Here is a 16,840-nt window from a genome sequence, read left to right as displayed (position 1 = left end):
GCCGCGCTGCTGCTGACGGCCGCGCTCGCGGTGATCGCGAATCGCTTTCCGGACGGGCGCGAACGGGCCCGCGCGTGGGCGATCTGGGGGATGTGCATGGGGATCGCGACCGCCATCGCGCCGCTCGTCGGCGGCGCGATCACGCAGTGGATCGGCTGGCGCTGGGTGTTCCTGCTGAACCTGCCGGTGTGTGCGCTGCTCGCGGCCGGCGCGCGCGTCGCGATCGACGAGTCGCGCGATCCGCATGCGAAACGGGTGGACGCCGCCGGCAGCGTGCTGTTCGGCGCGGCGCTCGCGTGTGCGATCGCGGCGCTGATCGGTGCGCCGTCGCACGGCTGGCTGTCGGGCGCGACACTCGGCCAGTTCGCGCTCGCCGCCGCGCTGCTGGCCGCGTTCATCGGCGCGGAGCGCTGGCAGGCGCGGCCGATGATCGATCTCGCGCTGTTTCGCCAGCCGCGCTTCGTCGGCGCCGTGCTCGCGATGTTCGGCTATGCGGCGTGCGCGCAGGTGATGATGACGTTTCTGCCGCTGTACCTGCAGAACGCGTTCGGGATGTCGGCGATCGACGCGGGGCTCGGGATGCTGCCGTTCGCGGTCGCGATGATCGGCGGGCCGCCGCTCGGCGGCATGCTCGCCGCGCGCGTGTCGCCTGGCGGCGTGCTGGCGGGCGGGCTCGCACTGATCGGCGCGGGCAATCTCGCGACCGCGGCGCTGACGGCCGGCGGCGACTACCGGCTCGTCGCGCTCGGCATGTTCGTGACGGGCTGCGGCGCCGGCATCATGAACGGCGACACGCAGAAGGCGATCATGGCGTGCGTGCCGCCGAACCGCACCGGGATGGCGTCGGGCATCAGCACGACCACCCGCTTCTCGGCGATCGTGACGGCCGTCGGCGTGCTCGGCGCGGTGCTGGCCGCCAGTACGCACGCGCAACTCAACCGGCTGCTGTCCGCCGCGCCGGGCGTGCGGGAATTCGTCGATGCGCCGTTCATGTCGAGCCTGCTGGCCGGTGATCTGGCGCAGGCGCTCGCGCATGTACCGCCGTTGGCCGCGCGCACGCTCGCTAACGCGGCGCCTGCGGCGTTCGCGAGCGGATTCGCCGCCGCGCTCACGGTGAGCGGTGTACTCGCGCTTGCTGCCGCTGTCGTTGCGTACAAGTTGCTTGCGCAACCGATGCGCGACGCGTGATGCGGGTGGCGGTGCGGGCGGCGCCCATTGCATGCGACGGCACGGAGCCGTCAAGCGCGTTCTGGTTCCACGCAGCGTGCGCAAGATGTCATCGACGATCGAGATTCTATTGCCGGTGTTCGGGCTGATCGCGGCGGGGTTCCGGTGTCGCTGGCGTGGCGCGCGCGATTCAGCGGGACTCAGTGCGACTTCGTCGCGATGCGATGGATACGCGCCGCGCACGCGGGGCGTGGTCGCTGCGAGGTGCCGCAATGCGTCGCCTGCCGGCGGCGGGGGCGTCGCACGGGTTCGGGCGGGTCGTCCGCGACCGGCGCAGCCGTTCGCGTGTCCGCGTTAGCGTTAGCGGCAACCGCCGTGACGTCCGGCAGTGCAGCCTCCGCGTCGAGCCAGCTGCGCGTCGCTTCGGCGATCAGCGTGCGCAGCCAGCGCACGCCGTCGATGCAGGGCCCTGACTCGTTCCACGTCATCCGGTACACGATGTCGGGCGGGTCGGCCGGCAGCGCGACCGCGCCGAGCGGCAGCAGCTTCGCGTAGTGGCGCGCGAGCCGATACGTGGTGGTCAGGATCAGGTCGGAGCGCACGAGCGCATGCGCGGCGAGCTCGAAATGAGGGAGCGTGACGACGATCCGCCGCTGCAGGCCGACGCGTTCGAGCTGCAGGTCGATCGCGCCGGACGCTTCGAGCCACGATGGCGTCGGGCACAGCTGCGCCGCCTGCGCGAATTCCACGGCCGTCATCGCGCCGCGCCGCGCGAGCGGATGCGTCGCGCGCATCAGGCACACGACGCGATCGTCGAACAGGTCGTCCTGCCGGAACCGCGACGAACGGGCAGGGCGATTATCGATCACGACATCGAGCTCGCCGTCGGCGAGCGCACGTTCGTCGTCGTAGCCGTCGCCGAGCGGATGGAACACGAGCTGCGCGTTCGGCGCGCGTTCGCGGAACAGCGCGACGAGCTTCGGCACGAACAGCACGTTCAGGTAATCGGGGCAGCCGATCCGGTAGGTGCGCACGGAGGTGCGCGCGTCGAAGGTCGGTTGCTGGATGCGGATGAAGTCGATCACGCGCAGCGCATTGCGCAGCGGCTCGATCAGCCGCGAGCCGAACTCGGTCGGCACCATGCCGTAGCGGCTGCGCACCATCAGCGGATCGCCGAGCAGCGTGCGCAGGCGCTTGAGCGCGGCGCTCGTCGCCGGCTGCGACATGTTCAGCCGCACGGCCGCGCGCGACACGGTGCGCTCGGTGAGCAGCACGAGCAGGATGCGCATCAGCCGCGCGTCCAGTACGTCGAGCGCGCCCGTGGCGTCGGACGCGTCGAGGGGCAGGCCGTTCGGCTCCGGTGCGTCCCGCATGTCGCTACGCGTTCCCGCGGCCCGTCATTTCACGAAGGTGCCTGGCCAGCCGACGATCCGCTTCGGACGCGGCGTCGTCCGCGCCGAGCACGATGCCGGGCCGGTGGATGGCTTCCAGTTGCACGCCTTGTCTCCTTCCATGTGCGGGGCGCGAACCGGCAGCGTGTGCACGCAGCGCGGGCCCGGCCACCGTGGACGTTATGTCTCGGATTTGTTCGCGAGTATGGGTGGCCGTCGCGGCGATGGGAAATTAAATATTCGGCTGGGCGCCATTTGGAAAATGAATGGGGCGCGACGAGTGTCGGCGCCGGCGCGCGGCACGCGAATTGCGCGCCCCGGGCTTCCATTCACATCGACATCAGCGGAGGTGTCATGCAGCGATATTCCATTCGTTACGTATCGCGAGCTGTGTTCGCCGGCATCCTGATCGCCGGCCTGGCGGCAGGTGCGGGCTGTCAGAAGAAGAGTGAGACCGACACCGGCACCGGTGCGAGTTCGAGCGCCACCGGCGGCATGGCGCCGGCGCCGTCCACCGCGCCGTCGGGCATGGCGAGCAGCCCCGCGGCCGGCAGCGGGGCGGACAGCGGCGCGGCGAGCATGCCGGGTGCGGCATCCGCGCCGGCAGGCGCGAGCGGCGGCTGACACGCGGCAGCGGGCGTCGCCCGGTACTGCCGCGGTGACGTGCCGACACGGCACGTGCGTCGCAGGGCGCACGCGTGTGACGCCGTGCGCGTGAAAGATTTGCAAGGACCGTTGTAGCGATTCCCGGACCGGCGCCGGCCGTATTTCGCCGTCGCAGCCGTCCGGAACAGGAGGTGCAATGCAGAACGCGGAATCGAACTCAACCCCGAAACAGCAGCGCGAACAGATCGAGAAGAGCCCGGTGAAGACGCCGGCGGCCGGCGACATGCCCGATGCGGCGACGCAGGCCGCCGAGGTCGCGAAGCGGCCGCTGACGCCGGAGACGATCGCGGCGAAAATGCCGACCGGCCTGCCGCCGATCGACGTCGACGCGCATGCGGTCGACAGCGGCGACCCCGTGCGTCGTGCCGCCGGCCGGATCGTCACGCTCGACAACGCGAACATGGCGAGGACCGACAACACGGTCGACGTGGACGGCAAGGGCCTGGAGGCCGCCGCCGGCGCGACCGAGTGGCACGACAACGTGATTTACTCGAATGCGTCGCTCGACGACGCTGTCATGACGCCCGACGAAGGGCTCGGCGGCATCGAGAGCCGGCCGGGCGGCAATGTGCCGCTGATCGGGACGCGGCCGGGCTGGCGCGTCCGGTATGTCGGCGACGTCGAGGTGGAGGTCGAGCATGGCGTCGGCGCGCGGGCCGAACATGTGATCCGTTTCGAGCGGATCGCCTGACCTCGCGATCGTTGCTTCGGCGGACCGCCAAGAGGCGGTCCGCCGCGAGCCTTACCGCGAGCCCTTACTGCGGGCCGAGTTCCTGCGCGGACGTGTCCGCATCGTTGCCTTGCGCGACGAGCACGTGAACGTCGTTGGGTACCACGTCACTAATGCCGCCGGCTGGAATCGTCAACAGCAGCCAGTCGGCGTTGTTGTTGAGGGCGACCGGCGCGGTCTTCAGGATCGGTGTCTTGCTGCCGGCCGTCGTGACGATCACCTGGTAGGTGCCGCCGTTCAGATACACGGAATCCTGACCGGATGCCGGCACTGCATTCTGGTAGGCCGCACCGGCCAGCGTCGGGCTTTGTGACGTGATGTCGGTGCCCGGAGGGACCACGTAGACGTCGACGTTCTGTGCATTCGGCGACGCATTGAAACTACGCACGCGCGCCTTGTCGGACAGCAGCTTCTTGTCGAAGGGGTCGTCGATCAGCGAGATCGCCGAGGACTTGCTCGGCAACGCAATGGTCGTGTAGTGATGGCCGTTCGCCGCGCTGAACGACTGCGACGCGATGGTCGCGGTCGTTCCCGATACGTCGTAGCTGGCGGTCTGCGCGCCCGAGTCGATGTCGTGATAGCGCGTCACGCCCTTGTATGCGATGCCCGACGCATCCACCTTCGCATTCAGGTAGTAGTCGAGGTTCGGACCGGCCGGCACCGCGTTGATGAAGCGCGCCTGCGGTTTCGAGATGCCGAGTTCGGTGCCGACGTCGTCGCCGCCGCCACATGCCGTGAGTACGGAAATGACCGAGCACAGGGCCACTATCGTTCGAATGGATTTCATTGTCGTCCTCTCGTTCAGGAATCTGCTTGCGATGCAGCGCCGCCGCACGAAGAGAGTCGTGCGGTGTGCAGCGCGGTTGAGGAAGGATTGCCTTCCGCCGGGGCGGCGGGCGCGTTGATGTCGCAAGGGACGTGCCTGCAGGGCTTCGAACGCGCTGGCGTGGGGGCGGCGGCTGTGCGGTGGCGGTGCGGCGTGCGGACGCGGTTGCATGCCGGGAGTGATTGCGCGAGTGGGGCGGCGCCGTGCTTGTAAAAAACGGCAACTCGGCGGCGCAACGTGCCGACGCTCGCGGCGGGGGCGCGTTTGCCGGAAAAGCGTTTCGCGCGGCATGGCCCGAAACCGCGCGGCGACCGGCAAAAGCGACCCGTCGGCCAACGCCGGGCGCGCCGCGCGCCGTAATTCTTGCCGGCAGCGGCGGATAGTTTAACCATTCGAAACAATGTGTTCACTCAAAAGGGCATGATCTCCCACGATCGGGCAGGCATACTGTCGCCTATGTTGCTCAATGCCGTCGAACCGACGTGCGCTTGCCCCCCATGCCTATCCCCGTACCTTTTCGATCCTTGCGATGGTTGACCGTCGCGGCCGCTGTATGCTTGCTCGCCGCGTGTTCGACCGCTTCCGACGTGACCGCGACGTCGAACCCGAATGTCTTCACCGTGACGACGCGCACGCTCGGCGTGTCGACGACGTGGGCCGACGCCCATGAAAAAGCGCTCAGCGAAGCGACCAGCTACTGCACGCAGCGCGGCATGCGCGCGAGCCTGAAGCAGGAGTCGGTGAGCGCCGGCCGCCGCGTCGACGCGCGCTCCGAACTCGCGTTCGAGTGCCATCCGACCTTCGAGACCGCGTCGAACCCGCGCGGGTAAGCGCCGCACCGCCCGTGCCGCTCCGGATGTGAAACGACCCGCGATGCCGTTGACGGGCATCGCGGGTCGGCGCACGTCCGTCGATCGGGTTACGCGGGTGGCGCCTCGTACAGCTTCACGCACGCGGAGAAGTCGAGCGTGCCGAGCCCCTGCTGGCTCATCGACTGATAGAGCTGCTGCGCGAGCGCGCCCATCCACACCGGCTGCCGTGCGCTGCGCGCGGCTTCGGTCGCGAGCCCGAGATCCTTCAGCATCAGGTTCGCGGCGAAACCGCCGACATAGCCGCGCGCGGCGGGCGCCGAGTCGTTCACGCCCGGGTACGGGTTGTACGTGTCCGAGCTCCAGCAGCGGCCGGTCGACGTGTTGATGATGCCGGCCAGCACCGCCGGATCGATGCCGAGCGCGGCGCCGAGCGCCATCGCTTCGGACACGCCCATCATCGAGATCCCGAGCAGCAGGTTGTTGCAGATCTTCGCGATCTGCCCGGTGCCCGTGCCGCCGCAGTGCACGACGTTCTTCCCCATGTCGAGCAGCACCGGACGGATGCGCTCGAACAGCGCGGCCTGCGCGCCGACCATGAAGGTCAGCGTGCCGGCCTGCGCGCCGCCGGTGCCGCCCGACACCGGTGCGTCGGCGAGCGGGAAGTCGCGCTGCGCGGCGGCGTCGGCCACCGCGCGCACGGTGGCCGGATCGATCGTGCTGCAGTCGACGAACGTGGCGCCGGCGCGCGCGCCGGCCAGCACGCCGTCGTCGCCGAGATAGACCGCGCGCACGTGCTGCGCGGCCGGCAGCATCGTGATGACCAGCGACGCGCGTGCGGCCGCATCACGCGGCGACGCGGCCGCCGTCGCGCCCGCGCGCACCGCGGCGTCGACCGCGTGCGCGTCGAGGTCGAACACCGTCAGCGCGTGGCCGGCCTTGAGCAGGTTGGCGGCCATGGGGCCGCCCATGTTGCCGAGTCCGATGAATGCGATTTCCATGTGCGGGCTCCAGCTCAGCGCAGCGCGATGGTCGTGTTCACGCCGCCAGCCGTCGTGTCGTCGTCGAACCAGCGCGCGGTGACCGTCTTCGTCTGCGTGTAGAACTGCACGACCTGCTTGCCGTACGGGCCGAGATCGCCGAGCTTCGAGCCGCGCGAGCCGGTGAAGCTGAAGTAGGGGACCGGCACCGGGATCGGAATGTTGATGCCGACCTGGCCGACGTCGATCTCGCTCTGGAACTTGCGCGCGGCCGCGCCGCTCTGCGTGAACAGGCCGACGCCATTGCCCATCGGGTTCGCGTTGACGAGTGCGATCGCGTCGTCGAGCGTGTCGGCTTCGAGCACGACCACCACCGGCCCGAAGATTTCCTCCTGATAGATCGACATGTCGGTCGTCACGCCCGAGAAGATCGTCGGGCCGACGAAGTTGCCCTGCTCGTAGCCGGGCACCTTCACGTCGCGGCCGTCCAGCAACAGCGTCGCGCCTTCCTTCACGCCGGCGTCGATCAGCGACAGGATGCGCGCCTTCGCCGCCTTCGACACGACCGGCCCGACGTCCGTGCCGGCTTCGGCGCCCGCGTTGACCTTCAGCGCCTTCGCCTTTTCGACCAGATCGGGCAGCCAGTCGCGCGCGCGGCCGACCAGCACGACGACCGAGGTCGCCATGCAGCGCTGGCCCGCCGCGCCGAACCCCGCGCCGACCAGCGCGTTGATCGCCTGCTCGCGGTGCGCATCGGGCAGCACGACCGCGTGGTTCTTCGCGCCCATCATCGACTGCACGCGCTTGCCGTGCTGGCTGCCGAGGTTGTACACGTGCGTGCCGACGCGCGTCGAGCCGACGAACGAGATCGCCTTGATGTCCGGGTGCGTGCAGAGACGGTCGACCACCGTCTTGCCGCCATGCACGACGTTCAGCACGCCCTGCGGCACGCCGGCCTCGATCGCGAGTTCGACGAGCTGCATCGTCGACAGCGGGTCCTGTTCGGACGGCTTCAGCACGAACGTGTTGCCGCACACGATCGCCATCGGGAACATCCACAGCGGGATCATCCCGGGGAAGTTGAACGGCGTGATGCCCGCGCACACGCCGATCGGCTGGCGCAGCGTGTAGGTGTCGACGCCGCCCGCGACGTTCTCCGCGAATTCGCCTTGCTGCAGCGTGCCGATCGAGCATGCGTGCTCGACCACTTCGAGGCCGCGGAAGATGTCGCCCTGCGCGTCGGGCAGCGTCTTGCCTTGCTCGGCCGTCAGCGTGTGCGCGATCCGTTCGAGATTGCGGCGCACCAGGTCCTGGAATTTCAGCATGATGCGCAGCCGCGCGCCGATCGGCGTCGTCTTCCAGGTCTGGAACGCGCGCTGCGCGGACGCGATCGCGGCATCGACCTCGTCGAGCGTCGCGTACGGCACGCGGCCGATCACTTCCTGCGTCGCGGGGTTGACGATGTCGCCCCGTTCGGCGCTTTGCGAATCGACGAACGCGCCGTCGATCAGCAGCTTGGCGGTGGGCAGGGCGAGGGTGGTCTGGGGAACTGCGGCGTTCATGGAATTCTCCGGGAATCGGTGGTGCGAGGAAAAAGGGTGGCCTGCGTCCGTCGCGCATGGAGCCGCGGCGGACGGCAGGTCAAACAGGAATCGGGTCAATGCGGCCGGTGCTTCGATGTGCTCACGCGCGCGCCGGACGCATCAGCGCGGTACACGCGAGCGCGAATACGCCGAAGCCCACGAGGTACGCGATCACGTAGTGCGGCTGGCCGCCGCCGGCCTTGAGCAGCGACGTCGCGATCATCGGCGCGAAGCCGCCGCCGATCACGCCGGCGAGCTGCACCGACAGCGAGATGCCGCTGTAGCGGATTTCCGCCGGGAACTGCTGCGCGAACAGCAGCGCCTCCGGCGCATAAAGAATCGGGAACACGACGCCGAGGCCGAGCACGATCGCCCACCAGGCGGTCGACGTCTGCTGCGTGCCGAGCATCATGAAGAACGGCGCGGCGAACGCGCACATCAGCACGAGGCCGATCGCGAACATCCGGCGCTGGCCGATGCGGTCGCTGAGATGCCCGCACAGCGGCATCGTGACGAGCGACAGCGCCGCGCCGGCCGTGATCGCGTGCAGCATCTCGGCCTTCGGCAGATGCAGCTGCTGCGTCGCATACGCGAGGGCGAACGTGACGACCATGTAGAACCAGGTGTTCTCGGCGGCGCGCGCGCCGACGATCGTCAGCACTTCGCGCGGATGGCGGCGCAGCGCGGCCGTCACCGGCGACTTCTCGGCCTTGCCCTGGCGCTGCATCTTCTCGAAGTCCGGCGACTCCGGCACCTTCGCGCGGATGAACCAGCCGAGGCCGACGAGCGCGATGCTCGCGAGGAACGGCACGCGCCAGCCCCACGACAGCATGTCGGCGTCCGGCAGCGCGGCCACCGCGGCCATCGCGACCGACGACAGGATCAGCCCGAGCCCGACGCCCGTCTGCGGCAGGCTGCCGAACAGCCCCTTGCGGCCCTTCGGCGCATGCTCGACGGCCATCAGCACCGCGCCGCCCCATTCGCCGCCGACCGCCATCCCCTGCAGGAAGCGCATCGCGATCAGCAGGGCGGCGGCCCAGTAGCCGATGCTGTCATACGACGGGATCAGCCCGATGATCATGCTCGGCACGCCCATCAGCAGCAGCGTGATCATCAGCATCGACTTGCGCCCGATGCGGTCGCCGAAGTGGCCGAACACGATGCCGCCCATCGGCCGGCCGATGAAGCCGACCGCGAACGTGCCGAACGCGGCGAGCGTGCCGACGACGGGGTCCAGCGACGGAAAGAAGATGCGGTTGAATACGAGCGCGGCGGCGGTGCCGTAGAGGAAGAAGTCGTACCACTCGATCGTCGTGCCGGCCATGCTGGCCCAGCCGGCCAGCAGGTAGTGCCGCGCGGTGCGGGCGGGCGCCGGCGTCGCGACGGCTGCATGCTCATCGAGGGTGGATCGGGTCTGCATGGTGTCTCCGTATTGGGTGCCCGCGGCTCATGGTCCGCAGGTCACGGTCGAGTATAGTTATGCGCTGATCCATGATGTACCGACAAGAAAACCGGTTGGATATGCATTTCTGCATATCGACGGCCGACCCGGAGACGCCTGCCGATGCGACACCCCCCCGAGCCGGTTTCCGGCAATCTGAACTGGGACGACCTGCGCTTCTTTCTCGAAGTCGCGCGCACGCAGCGCGCGAGCGGCGCGGCGAAGCGGCTCGGCGTCGACTACACGACCGTCGCGCGGCGCATTCGCGCGCTGGAGGCCGCGATGGGTACGCTGCTGTTCGACAAGTCGCGCTCCGGAGGCTTCACGCTGACGGCCGAGGGGCAGCGGCTCGTCGCGTATGCGGACGCGATGGAGACGACCGTGCAATCCGCGTGCGACCAGGTCGCGAACACCGGCGGCGCGCTGTCGGGCCACGTGCGGATCGGATCGACCGAAGGGTTCGGCTGCTTTTTCCTCGCGCCGCAGCTCGCGCGGTTTCGCGTCGCGCATCCGCATGTGACGGTCGACCTGCTGCCGGTCCCGCATTTCGTCAACCTGCCCAAGCGCGAGGCCGACCTGGCGATCACGCTTGAGCGGCCCGAACGCGGGCCTTACGTGGTGACGAAGCTGTGCGACTACCAGTTGCGGCTCTACGCGACGCGCGACTATCTGGCGAACCACGCGCCGATCACCTGCACCGACGATCTCGCGCAGCATGCGTTCGTCAGCTACGTCGACGATCTCGCGTTCAGCAGCGAGCTGCTGTACCTGGAACGTGCGGTGCCCGGCGCGACGGCCGGGTTGCGCACGACGAGCGTGATCGCGCAGGTGTTCGCGGCGCTGCAGGGCGGCGCGCTCGCGATCCTGCCGTGCTTCATGGCGGCCACGCAGCCGGCGCTGGTGCCGGTGCTGCCGGACGACGTGGTGGTCACGCGGTGCTTCTGGCTGACCTGTCGCGAGGATCTGCGCAAGCTGCGGCGGGTGACGGCGCTATGGGATTACCTGCGCGCGGCGGCGGACGCGAACCGGGCGTTGCTGATGGGGGAGTCGGGGGCGTTGCGGTTTGTCGGGGAGTTGCAATAGCGGCCGACTGGCATGTCGCATCGGCGACGCGACGATCGATCGGGATGACAACACGGCCGGCGACGATGCGACCGGCCATCTGGGGGGAAGGGCAGATGGCCTTGACGCATGCGGGCAAGGTTTTCGTGGCGTGTGTGGCCGTATTTGGCGTTGTCGCCTACTGGCTCGCGTCGCGCATGGTGCGCCGCCCGGCCGGCGGCACGCGCGGGTCCGGCGGCGAGGGGACAGACGGTCGCGACGGAGGCGGCGTGTTAGGTCTTGGGCGCGGGCGCGTAGTAGATTTGTCCGATATCCGTGTCGCACGTCTGGCCATTGCGTTCGGCCTCGGTGCGCGTATCCAGGAAATCGACCGTGCACAGATCCGGACGCCCAAGCGCCTTCAGGATGCTCGACGTGCGCCACGCCGGCAGCCAGTCGGACCATGACAGCCGCACGCCCAGCACCAGCGCGAGCAGGATGCCCATCGTGAGCGGCACCCCTAGCAGCATGGCCAGATCGACATCCAGGTCGGAAAACCCGCGGTCGCCAGTCCAAATCACGAGGGCCATGATCGGTATGAGAAAGCAGTTCATGCCGATGAACATCCATTTCCACGCCAGCCAGAGGCTGCGCGTCAGGCCGGCCAGCCCCGTCTCACTGCACGCGTGATCCATGACCATGCGGCGCCGGTCGGGGGATGACAGCGCGAACAGGCGACCGCGACGATCGACCACGGCAACCACGTCGTCGCCAACGTCGAAGCACTGGCCGCCAAGGAATCCGCGGTACGTTTCGCCGCCTGTTTCGATTTCCACCGGAAGTTTCGCGAACAGGATCTTGTCGTTCTTCCCGACAGTCACGAACGCGTTTGCCGACACGAAGGTCCTGGTCTCGCGCATGTTCGCGTACGACCAGGTCGCCGGACGTTCGACCTTGTCGGCCGCGGCGTTTAACCGGGCCAGGACGAGGTCTTCGTTGGTTTGCTGAAACACCAGCGCATTGGCCGCGGCCCCGTTGCCAGTGAGCGCCGCAAGGATCGGCACCACAGTGTGCGTGAACCAGTAGCCGAGCGATTTTTTACGGGCTTCGGGGTTGACGGGCGACACCTGGCTGTTCCCGGCACTGCCTTGGTCGGGGCGTTCGAGAAAGCGCAACGCGGTCAGTTTGCCTTCGACAAGACGCAAGGGGGATGACATGGGGGCAGGTGGTCGCAACGGGACAAAGTTTGCGGAGTCTACCAGTCGTTCCGCTGGCGCTGCCGCGCGGTCGGCAGCGCCCTGCGATCACGCACCAAAGCCGGCATTCAATCCGGACAACCGAGCCGGTCCGCGAGTTCGTTCAGGTCCCTGACGTCGAAGTCCCACGCGTCGTCCGCTTGCAGGTCCGTCGTCTGGCTGGGCCCGTGTTCGGTCGGCCGCAGCACGAACGCGGTCGCCAGCCCGAGTTGCCGCGCGGCGGCGAGGTCGCCGTTGTGCGCGGCGACCAGGCACAGCTCCGCCGGCGCGACGCCGAGAATCTCGACCGCATCGGTATAGACCTTCGGCGACGGTTTGTACGCGTGCGCGACTTCCGCGCCGAGAATCGCGTCCCACGGCAGGCCGCCGTGCTTCGCGACGTCGATCATCAGCCGGATGTTGCCGTTCGACAACGGCGCGATCACGTAGCGCTGCTTCAGCCGCTGCAGCCCCGCGACCGAATCGGGCCACGGGTCGAGCCGGTGCCACGCGAGGTTGAGCGCGTCGATCTCGTCATCGGGCGCGCCGTCGATCCCGTAGCGGTCGAGGGTGCGCACGAGGTTCTCGCGATGCAGCACGTCGAGCCGCACGTAGCGCCTGCGCCCGCTGCGGATTTCCTCCATCGACGGCGAATATTCGCGGCGCCACGCGTCGGCGAATTCGAGCGGATCGAGATCCGGCGCATGGCGCGCCAGGAACGCGGCGGCTTCGCGCGCGACGCCGTTTCTCCAGTCGACGATCGTTCCGAACACGTCGAAAACGAGCGCCTTGATGTCGGCAGGGTTCGTCATGGGGTTCCGTGAAGATCGGTGAAGGGATGAGCGATGCGCTGCGTGGCGGCGGCGCGACGCCGGTTTCAACGACATTGGATCACGTATCCGCAAACGCGGCTGGCCGCTTCGTCGTGGTGCAATCATCTGATTAATGGCGCTTCGGGCACGTATACCGGGCGCAACCGCGCGTAAGCCCTGATGCGCATGGATGCGCGGGGCGCCGTGGATTGGTGTTAAATGTATTTTGGTGCGCGTTGCGGCGCGTGCCCATGGGGACGCACCGGGTTCGCGTAAACCCGGAGCGATAAACGGCACGAAGAATCGCTCACGAATCGGGCGCATCAGACCCGATCGAACTGACGGGCAGGATTCAGCTTGAATACCGAACCGCAAAGTTCTCGATATAGCCTCGGCCTCGCAGCGGAAGTCCTCGCGTCCGAGCAGAGCGTGCTGAGGCTGATCACGCGCAACACACCGCTGCCGGAACTGCTCGGCGAGGTCTGCCGGCGCGCCGAGGCGCTGCTCGGCGACGGCGCGTCGTGCACGATCCTGCTGCTCGACGCGGACGGCGTGCATGTGCACGTCGGCGCCGCGCCGTCGCTGCCCGCGCAGTACAGCGCCGCCATCGAAGGCGCATCGATCGGGCCCGCCGCGGGCTCGTGCGGCACCGCGATGTACGAGCGCCGGATGATCGCCGTTGAAGACATCGAAACCGATCCATTGTGGGCCGACTATCGTGCGTTCGCGCTGCCGCTCGGCCTGCGCGCGTGCTGGTCGGTGCCGTTCCTGGACGACACGGGCACCGTGCTCGGCGCGTTCGCCGTCTATCACCGCGCGCCGCGGCGGCCCAGCGACACGGAAACCGACCTGCTGCGCGATATCGGCAACAGCGTCGGCCTCGCGGTGCACCAGGATTCGATTGCTCGCCAGCTCGTGCACAGCGAGGAGCATCACCGCCTGGTCGTCAACAGCCTGAACGAAGGGATTCTCGTCTTGTCGCCCGACGGCGTGGTGATCGCGAGCAATCCGAGCGCGAACCGGATGATGCGCGTGAAGGGCGAGCTCGTCGGGCGCCAGTTGTCGAGCGTGATCCTGTACAAGCTGCGCGAGGACGGCACGCCGATCGCGCCCGACGATTGGCCGAGCCGGCTCGCGTTCACCACGGCCACGCCGCTGCTCGACTACTCGGTCGGCTTCGGGCTCGCGGACGGCGACATCATCTGGGTGCGCGGCAACGCGGTGCCGATCGTGAAGCCGGGCGAGACGCGGCCCGAGTCGGTGCTCGTGTCGTTTCACGACATCGGCCCGGTGCGCGAAGCGCAGCAGCAACTGCGCTACCTGGCGACGCGCGACGCGCTCACGGGCCTCTACAACCGGCGCTGGCTCTCCGAGCGGATGCGCGAGCTGTTCGGCACGCGCGAGGCGGCGGCCGGGCCCGCGCGCGTCGCGATCCTGTTCATCGATCTCGTCGGGTTCAAGAAGGTCAACGACACGGCCGGCCACGACGCCGGCGACGCGCTGCTGCGCAGCGTCGCGGCGCGCCTCGCGGCCTGCGCGGGCGGGCGCCATGCGCTCACGCGCGTCGGCGGCGACGAGTTCGTGATCCTCGTCGACCAATGCGACGATCCCGACGAACTGTCCGCGCTCGCGCGCGAGGTGATCGACACGATCGCGAAGCCGTTCGCGATCGCGAACAACGAGTACTGGCTCGGCGTGTCGATCGGGATCAGCGTCGCGCCGCGCGACGGCGACGATGCGGTCACGCTGATGCGCAACGCCGACTCCGCGATGTACGACGCGAAGCAGCGCGGCCGCAACCACTTCACGTTCTTCACCGCGCAATTGAATCTGCGCCTGCAGCGCCGCTTCGCGATCGAGCAGTCGCTGCGCCGCGCGATTTCGTCGGACGCGCTGCGGCTCGCCTACCAGCCGGTCGTCGACGCGCGCAGCGGTCGCACCGTCGGCGCCGAAGCGCTGCTGCGCTGGACGAGCCCCGAGCTCGGGCCGATGTCGCCGACGGAATTCATCCCGGTCGCGGAAGATACGGGGCTCATCGTGGCGATCGGCCAGTGGGTGCTCGAAACGGCCTGCCGGCAGGCCGCCGAATGGCGCCGTACGATCGCGCCCGACCTGATGCTGGCGGTCAACCTGTCGCCGCGGCAGTTCCACGAGGGCCTCGTCGAATCGGTCGATCGCTGCCTCGCGCAGACGCAGCTCGACCCGGGCGCGCTCGAGCTGGAGATTACCGAAGGACTGCTGATGAACGACACGGACACCGTGCTGCCGATGCTCGAGGCGCTCACGGACATGAACGTGCGGATCTCGGTCGACGATTTCGGCACCGGCTATTCGTCGCTTGCGTACCTGAAGCGGTTTCCGCTGCATAACCTGAAGGTCGACCGTTCGTTCGTGTCGGGCGTGCCCGATCATCGCGACTCGGTCGCGATCACGCAGGCCGTCGTCGCGATGGCGCATTCGCTCGGGATGAAGGTCACCGCGGAAGGCGTCGAGACCCAGGCGCAGTCGTGGTTCCTGCAGCAGATCGGCTGCGACATGCAGCAGGGCTACCTGTTCGGCCGGCCGCTCGATCCGACCGACTACGCGCGCCGGCTCGTCACCGTGTAGGCGCTCAAGCGAAACCGCCGCCGGGTGGGCGGGCAGGCGGCGCATCGATCTCCACGCGATTCTTGCCGTCGTGCTTCGCGCGATACAGCGCGCGATCGGCCGCCTCGATCAGCGACGTCGTCGGCAGGCCGGGGGCCGGCACGATGCTCGCGCCGCCGATGCTGATCGTCACGTAGCGGCCCGTCGACGAGTGCGCATGCTCGAGCCGCAGCGCCTCGATCGCGAGGCGGATCTTCTCGCCCAGCAGCCGCGCGGCGCCCGGCGACGTGGCCGGCATCACGACCGCGAACTCCTCGCCGCCGAACCGCGCGGCGAGATCGCCCGATTGCCCGAGACAGCGCTCGATGGTTGCCGCGACCTGCTTGAGCACGCTGTCGCCCGAGACGTGGCCGTACGTGTCGTTGTACAGCTTGAAGTTGTCGACGTCGATCATCAGCAGCGACAGCTCGCTGCGCTCGCGCGTGCCGCGCCGCCACTCGGCCGCCAGGTATTCGTCGAGATAGCGCCGGTTCGACAGCCCGGTCAGGCCGTCCGAATGCGTGAGGCGGCGCAGTTCGAGATTGGCCTCGAGCAGTTGCTGCTGCGATTGCCGCAGCGCGCGATAGGCCTCGTCACGCTGCAGCAGGCTCATGTACGAGCGCGAGTGATAGCGGATCCGCGCGACCAGCTCGATGCGGTCGGGCAGTTTCACGAGGTAGTCATTCGCGCCGGCCGCGAACGCGGCGCTCTTCACCACCGGCTCTTCCTGCGTCGACAGCACGATGATCGGCACGTCGCGCATCGCCGGATTCGCGCGGTACGCCTTCACGAGGCTCAGCCCGTCGGTGCCGGGCATCACGAGATCCTGCAGGATCACCGTCGGCCGCGTCTCGATCGCGGTCGCCAGCGCGTCGTCCGAGCGCGGGCAGTAGTGGAAGTCGATGCCGTCCTCGTCGACGAGCGCGCGCCGGATGGCTTCCGCGACGATCGTCTGGTCGTCGACCAGCAGGACCATCGCGGGGGCGTCGGCGTGCGGCGTGGGGCCGGCGTCGAACGCCGCATGCAGGCCGCCGGGCGGCCGGGAGAGGTCGCTAGTCATGATGGATGCCGGGTTGCGCCCTGGCCGCGAGGGGTGTGACGGGAGTTCATCGGGCTCAGATCCGCGCGAGTGCCGCCAGTTCGCCCGCGATGCGCTCGAGCGGCAGGATCGCGCGTGCCGCGCCGAGCGTTGCGGCCGCTTTCGGCATCCCGTAGACGGCACTGGTCGCCTCATCCTGCGCGATCGTGTGGTAGCCCTTCATGCGTAGTGCCTTCAGGCCGATCGCGCCGTCGCGTCCCATGCCGGTCAGCAGCACGCCGATCACGCGGCCCGGCCAGTGCTCGGTCAGGCTGTTGAAGAACACGTCGACCGACGGCCGGTATGGCGTGGCGGCCGGTTCGCGCGTGTATTCCAGCGTGCCGGCGCGCGTGATGCGCAGGTGATCGTCGGTCGCCGCGAGCAGCGCGACGCCCGGCTGCGGGCGGTCGCCTTCGCGCGCGACGCGCACGGTCAGCGACGTCTGGCCGTCGAGCA

General features: G+C 68.8%; 15 protein-coding genes. 6 read left to right on the top strand and 9 right to left on the bottom strand.

The genetic code is table 11. The annotated features are described in order from the left end of the window. A partial coding sequence (locus F3J14_RS26675; protein WP_166725514.1) for an MFS transporter occupies positions 1-1,188 on the top strand: 1,188 nt, incomplete at its 5' end. Between the two features lie 179 nt (positions 1,189-1,367). Here the strand turns inward: F3J14_RS26675 and F3J14_RS26670 are convergent. After that, a complete protein-coding gene (locus F3J14_RS26670; RefSeq protein ID WP_166725513.1) occupies positions 1,368-2,540 on the bottom strand; it encodes a LysR family transcriptional regulator in 1,173 nt (390 codons plus the stop codon). A 372-nt stretch (positions 2,541-2,912) separates the two neighbouring features. Here F3J14_RS26670 and F3J14_RS26665 point away from each other — a divergent pair, with 372 nt between their 5' ends. Both F3J14_RS26665 and F3J14_RS26660 read left to right on the top strand, forming a co-directional pair. Beyond that, positions 2,913-3,182, top strand: a complete 270-nt coding sequence (locus F3J14_RS26665; RefSeq protein WP_166725512.1) for a hypothetical protein — start codon at positions 2,913-2,915, stop codon at positions 3,180-3,182. 178 nt (positions 3,183-3,360) lie between these two features. Beyond that, positions 3,361-3,915 (top strand): DUF3005 domain-containing protein, encoded by a 555-nt coding sequence (locus tag F3J14_RS26660; protein WP_166725511.1) that lies wholly within the window; start codon positions 3,361-3,363, stop codon positions 3,913-3,915. 64 nt (positions 3,916-3,979) lie between these two features. On the opposite strand, the gene F3J14_RS26655 is transcribed toward F3J14_RS26660, so the two are convergent. Then, a complete protein-coding gene (locus F3J14_RS26655) occupies positions 3,980-4,741 on the bottom strand; it encodes a DUF4397 domain-containing protein (protein WP_166725510.1) in 762 nt (253 codons plus the stop codon). A 536-nt stretch (positions 4,742-5,277) separates the two neighbouring features. On the opposite strand from F3J14_RS26655, the gene F3J14_RS26650 reads away from it, so the two are divergent. Continuing rightward, positions 5,278-5,610, top strand: a complete 333-nt coding sequence (locus F3J14_RS26650; RefSeq protein WP_166725509.1) for a hypothetical protein — start codon at positions 5,278-5,280, stop codon at positions 5,608-5,610. Positions 5,611-5,699: 89 nt separating this feature from the next. Here the strand turns inward: F3J14_RS26650 and mmsB are convergent, their stop codons facing one another. The 3 genes from mmsB to F3J14_RS26635 all read right to left on the bottom strand — a co-directional run bounded on the left by mmsB (position 5,700) and on the right by F3J14_RS26635 (position 9,572). After that, the gene (gene mmsB / locus F3J14_RS26645) at positions 5,700-6,590 is read right to left on the bottom strand and encodes a 3-hydroxyisobutyrate dehydrogenase (protein WP_166725508.1); all 891 of its coding nucleotides are present in this window, start codon (positions 6,588-6,590) and stop codon (positions 5,700-5,702) included. A gap of 14 nt (positions 6,591-6,604) precedes the next feature. Then, complete coding sequence (locus F3J14_RS26640; RefSeq protein ID WP_166725507.1) at positions 6,605-8,131, bottom strand: CoA-acylating methylmalonate-semialdehyde dehydrogenase; 1,527 nt, start codon at positions 8,129-8,131, stop codon at positions 6,605-6,607. Between the two features lie 121 nt (positions 8,132-8,252). Next, positions 8,253-9,572, bottom strand: a complete 1,320-nt coding sequence (locus tag F3J14_RS26635; RefSeq protein ID WP_166725506.1) for an MFS transporter — start codon at positions 9,570-9,572, stop codon at positions 8,253-8,255. Between the two features lie 144 nt (positions 9,573-9,716). On the opposite strand from F3J14_RS26635, the gene F3J14_RS26630 reads away from it, so the two are divergent. Continuing rightward, positions 9,717-10,676, top strand: a complete 960-nt coding sequence (locus F3J14_RS26630) for a LysR family transcriptional regulator (RefSeq protein WP_166725505.1) — start codon at positions 9,717-9,719, stop codon at positions 10,674-10,676. 251 nt (positions 10,677-10,927) lie between these two features. On the opposite strand, the gene F3J14_RS26620 is transcribed toward F3J14_RS26630, so the two are convergent. Both F3J14_RS26620 and F3J14_RS26615 read right to left on the bottom strand, forming a co-directional pair. Beyond that, complete coding sequence (locus tag F3J14_RS26620; RefSeq protein ID WP_166725504.1) at positions 10,928-11,851, bottom strand: hypothetical protein; 924 nt, start codon at positions 11,849-11,851, stop codon at positions 10,928-10,930. 107 nt (positions 11,852-11,958) lie between these two features. Continuing rightward, positions 11,959-12,681 carry a haloacid dehalogenase type II gene (locus F3J14_RS26615; RefSeq protein ID WP_166725503.1) on the bottom strand — a complete coding sequence of 241 codons (723 nt, stop codon included), beginning with the start codon at positions 12,679-12,681 and terminating at the stop codon, positions 11,959-11,961. Positions 12,682-13,038: 357 nt separating this feature from the next. Here F3J14_RS26615 and F3J14_RS26610 point away from each other — a divergent pair, with 357 nt between their 5' ends. Continuing rightward, positions 13,039-15,288: an EAL domain-containing protein gene (locus F3J14_RS26610; protein WP_166725502.1), complete on the top strand. Its 2,250-nt coding sequence runs from the start codon at positions 13,039-13,041 to the stop codon at positions 15,286-15,288. A gap of 4 nt (positions 15,289-15,292) precedes the next feature. Here the strand turns inward: F3J14_RS26610 and F3J14_RS26605 are convergent, their stop codons facing one another. Together F3J14_RS26605 and F3J14_RS26600 are read right to left on the bottom strand one after the other, a co-directional pair. Next, on the bottom strand, positions 15,293-16,366 hold the full coding sequence (locus F3J14_RS26605; RefSeq protein WP_166725501.1) for a diguanylate cyclase: 1,074 nt from the start codon (positions 16,364-16,366) through the stop codon (positions 15,293-15,295). A gap of 55 nt (positions 16,367-16,421) precedes the next feature. After that, on the bottom strand, positions 16,422-16,840 hold a 419-nt coding region (locus F3J14_RS26600; RefSeq protein ID WP_282100743.1), incomplete at its 5' end, for a chemotaxis protein CheB.

It is taken from the genome of Burkholderia sp. Tr-862 (assembly GCF_011753085.1).
Taxonomy (GTDB): Bacteria; Pseudomonadota; Gammaproteobacteria; order Burkholderiales; family Burkholderiaceae; genus Burkholderia; species Burkholderia ambifaria.
The sequence above is the reverse complement of the archived record's forward strand: the minus strand, read 5'-3'. Positions and strand labels throughout refer to the sequence as shown.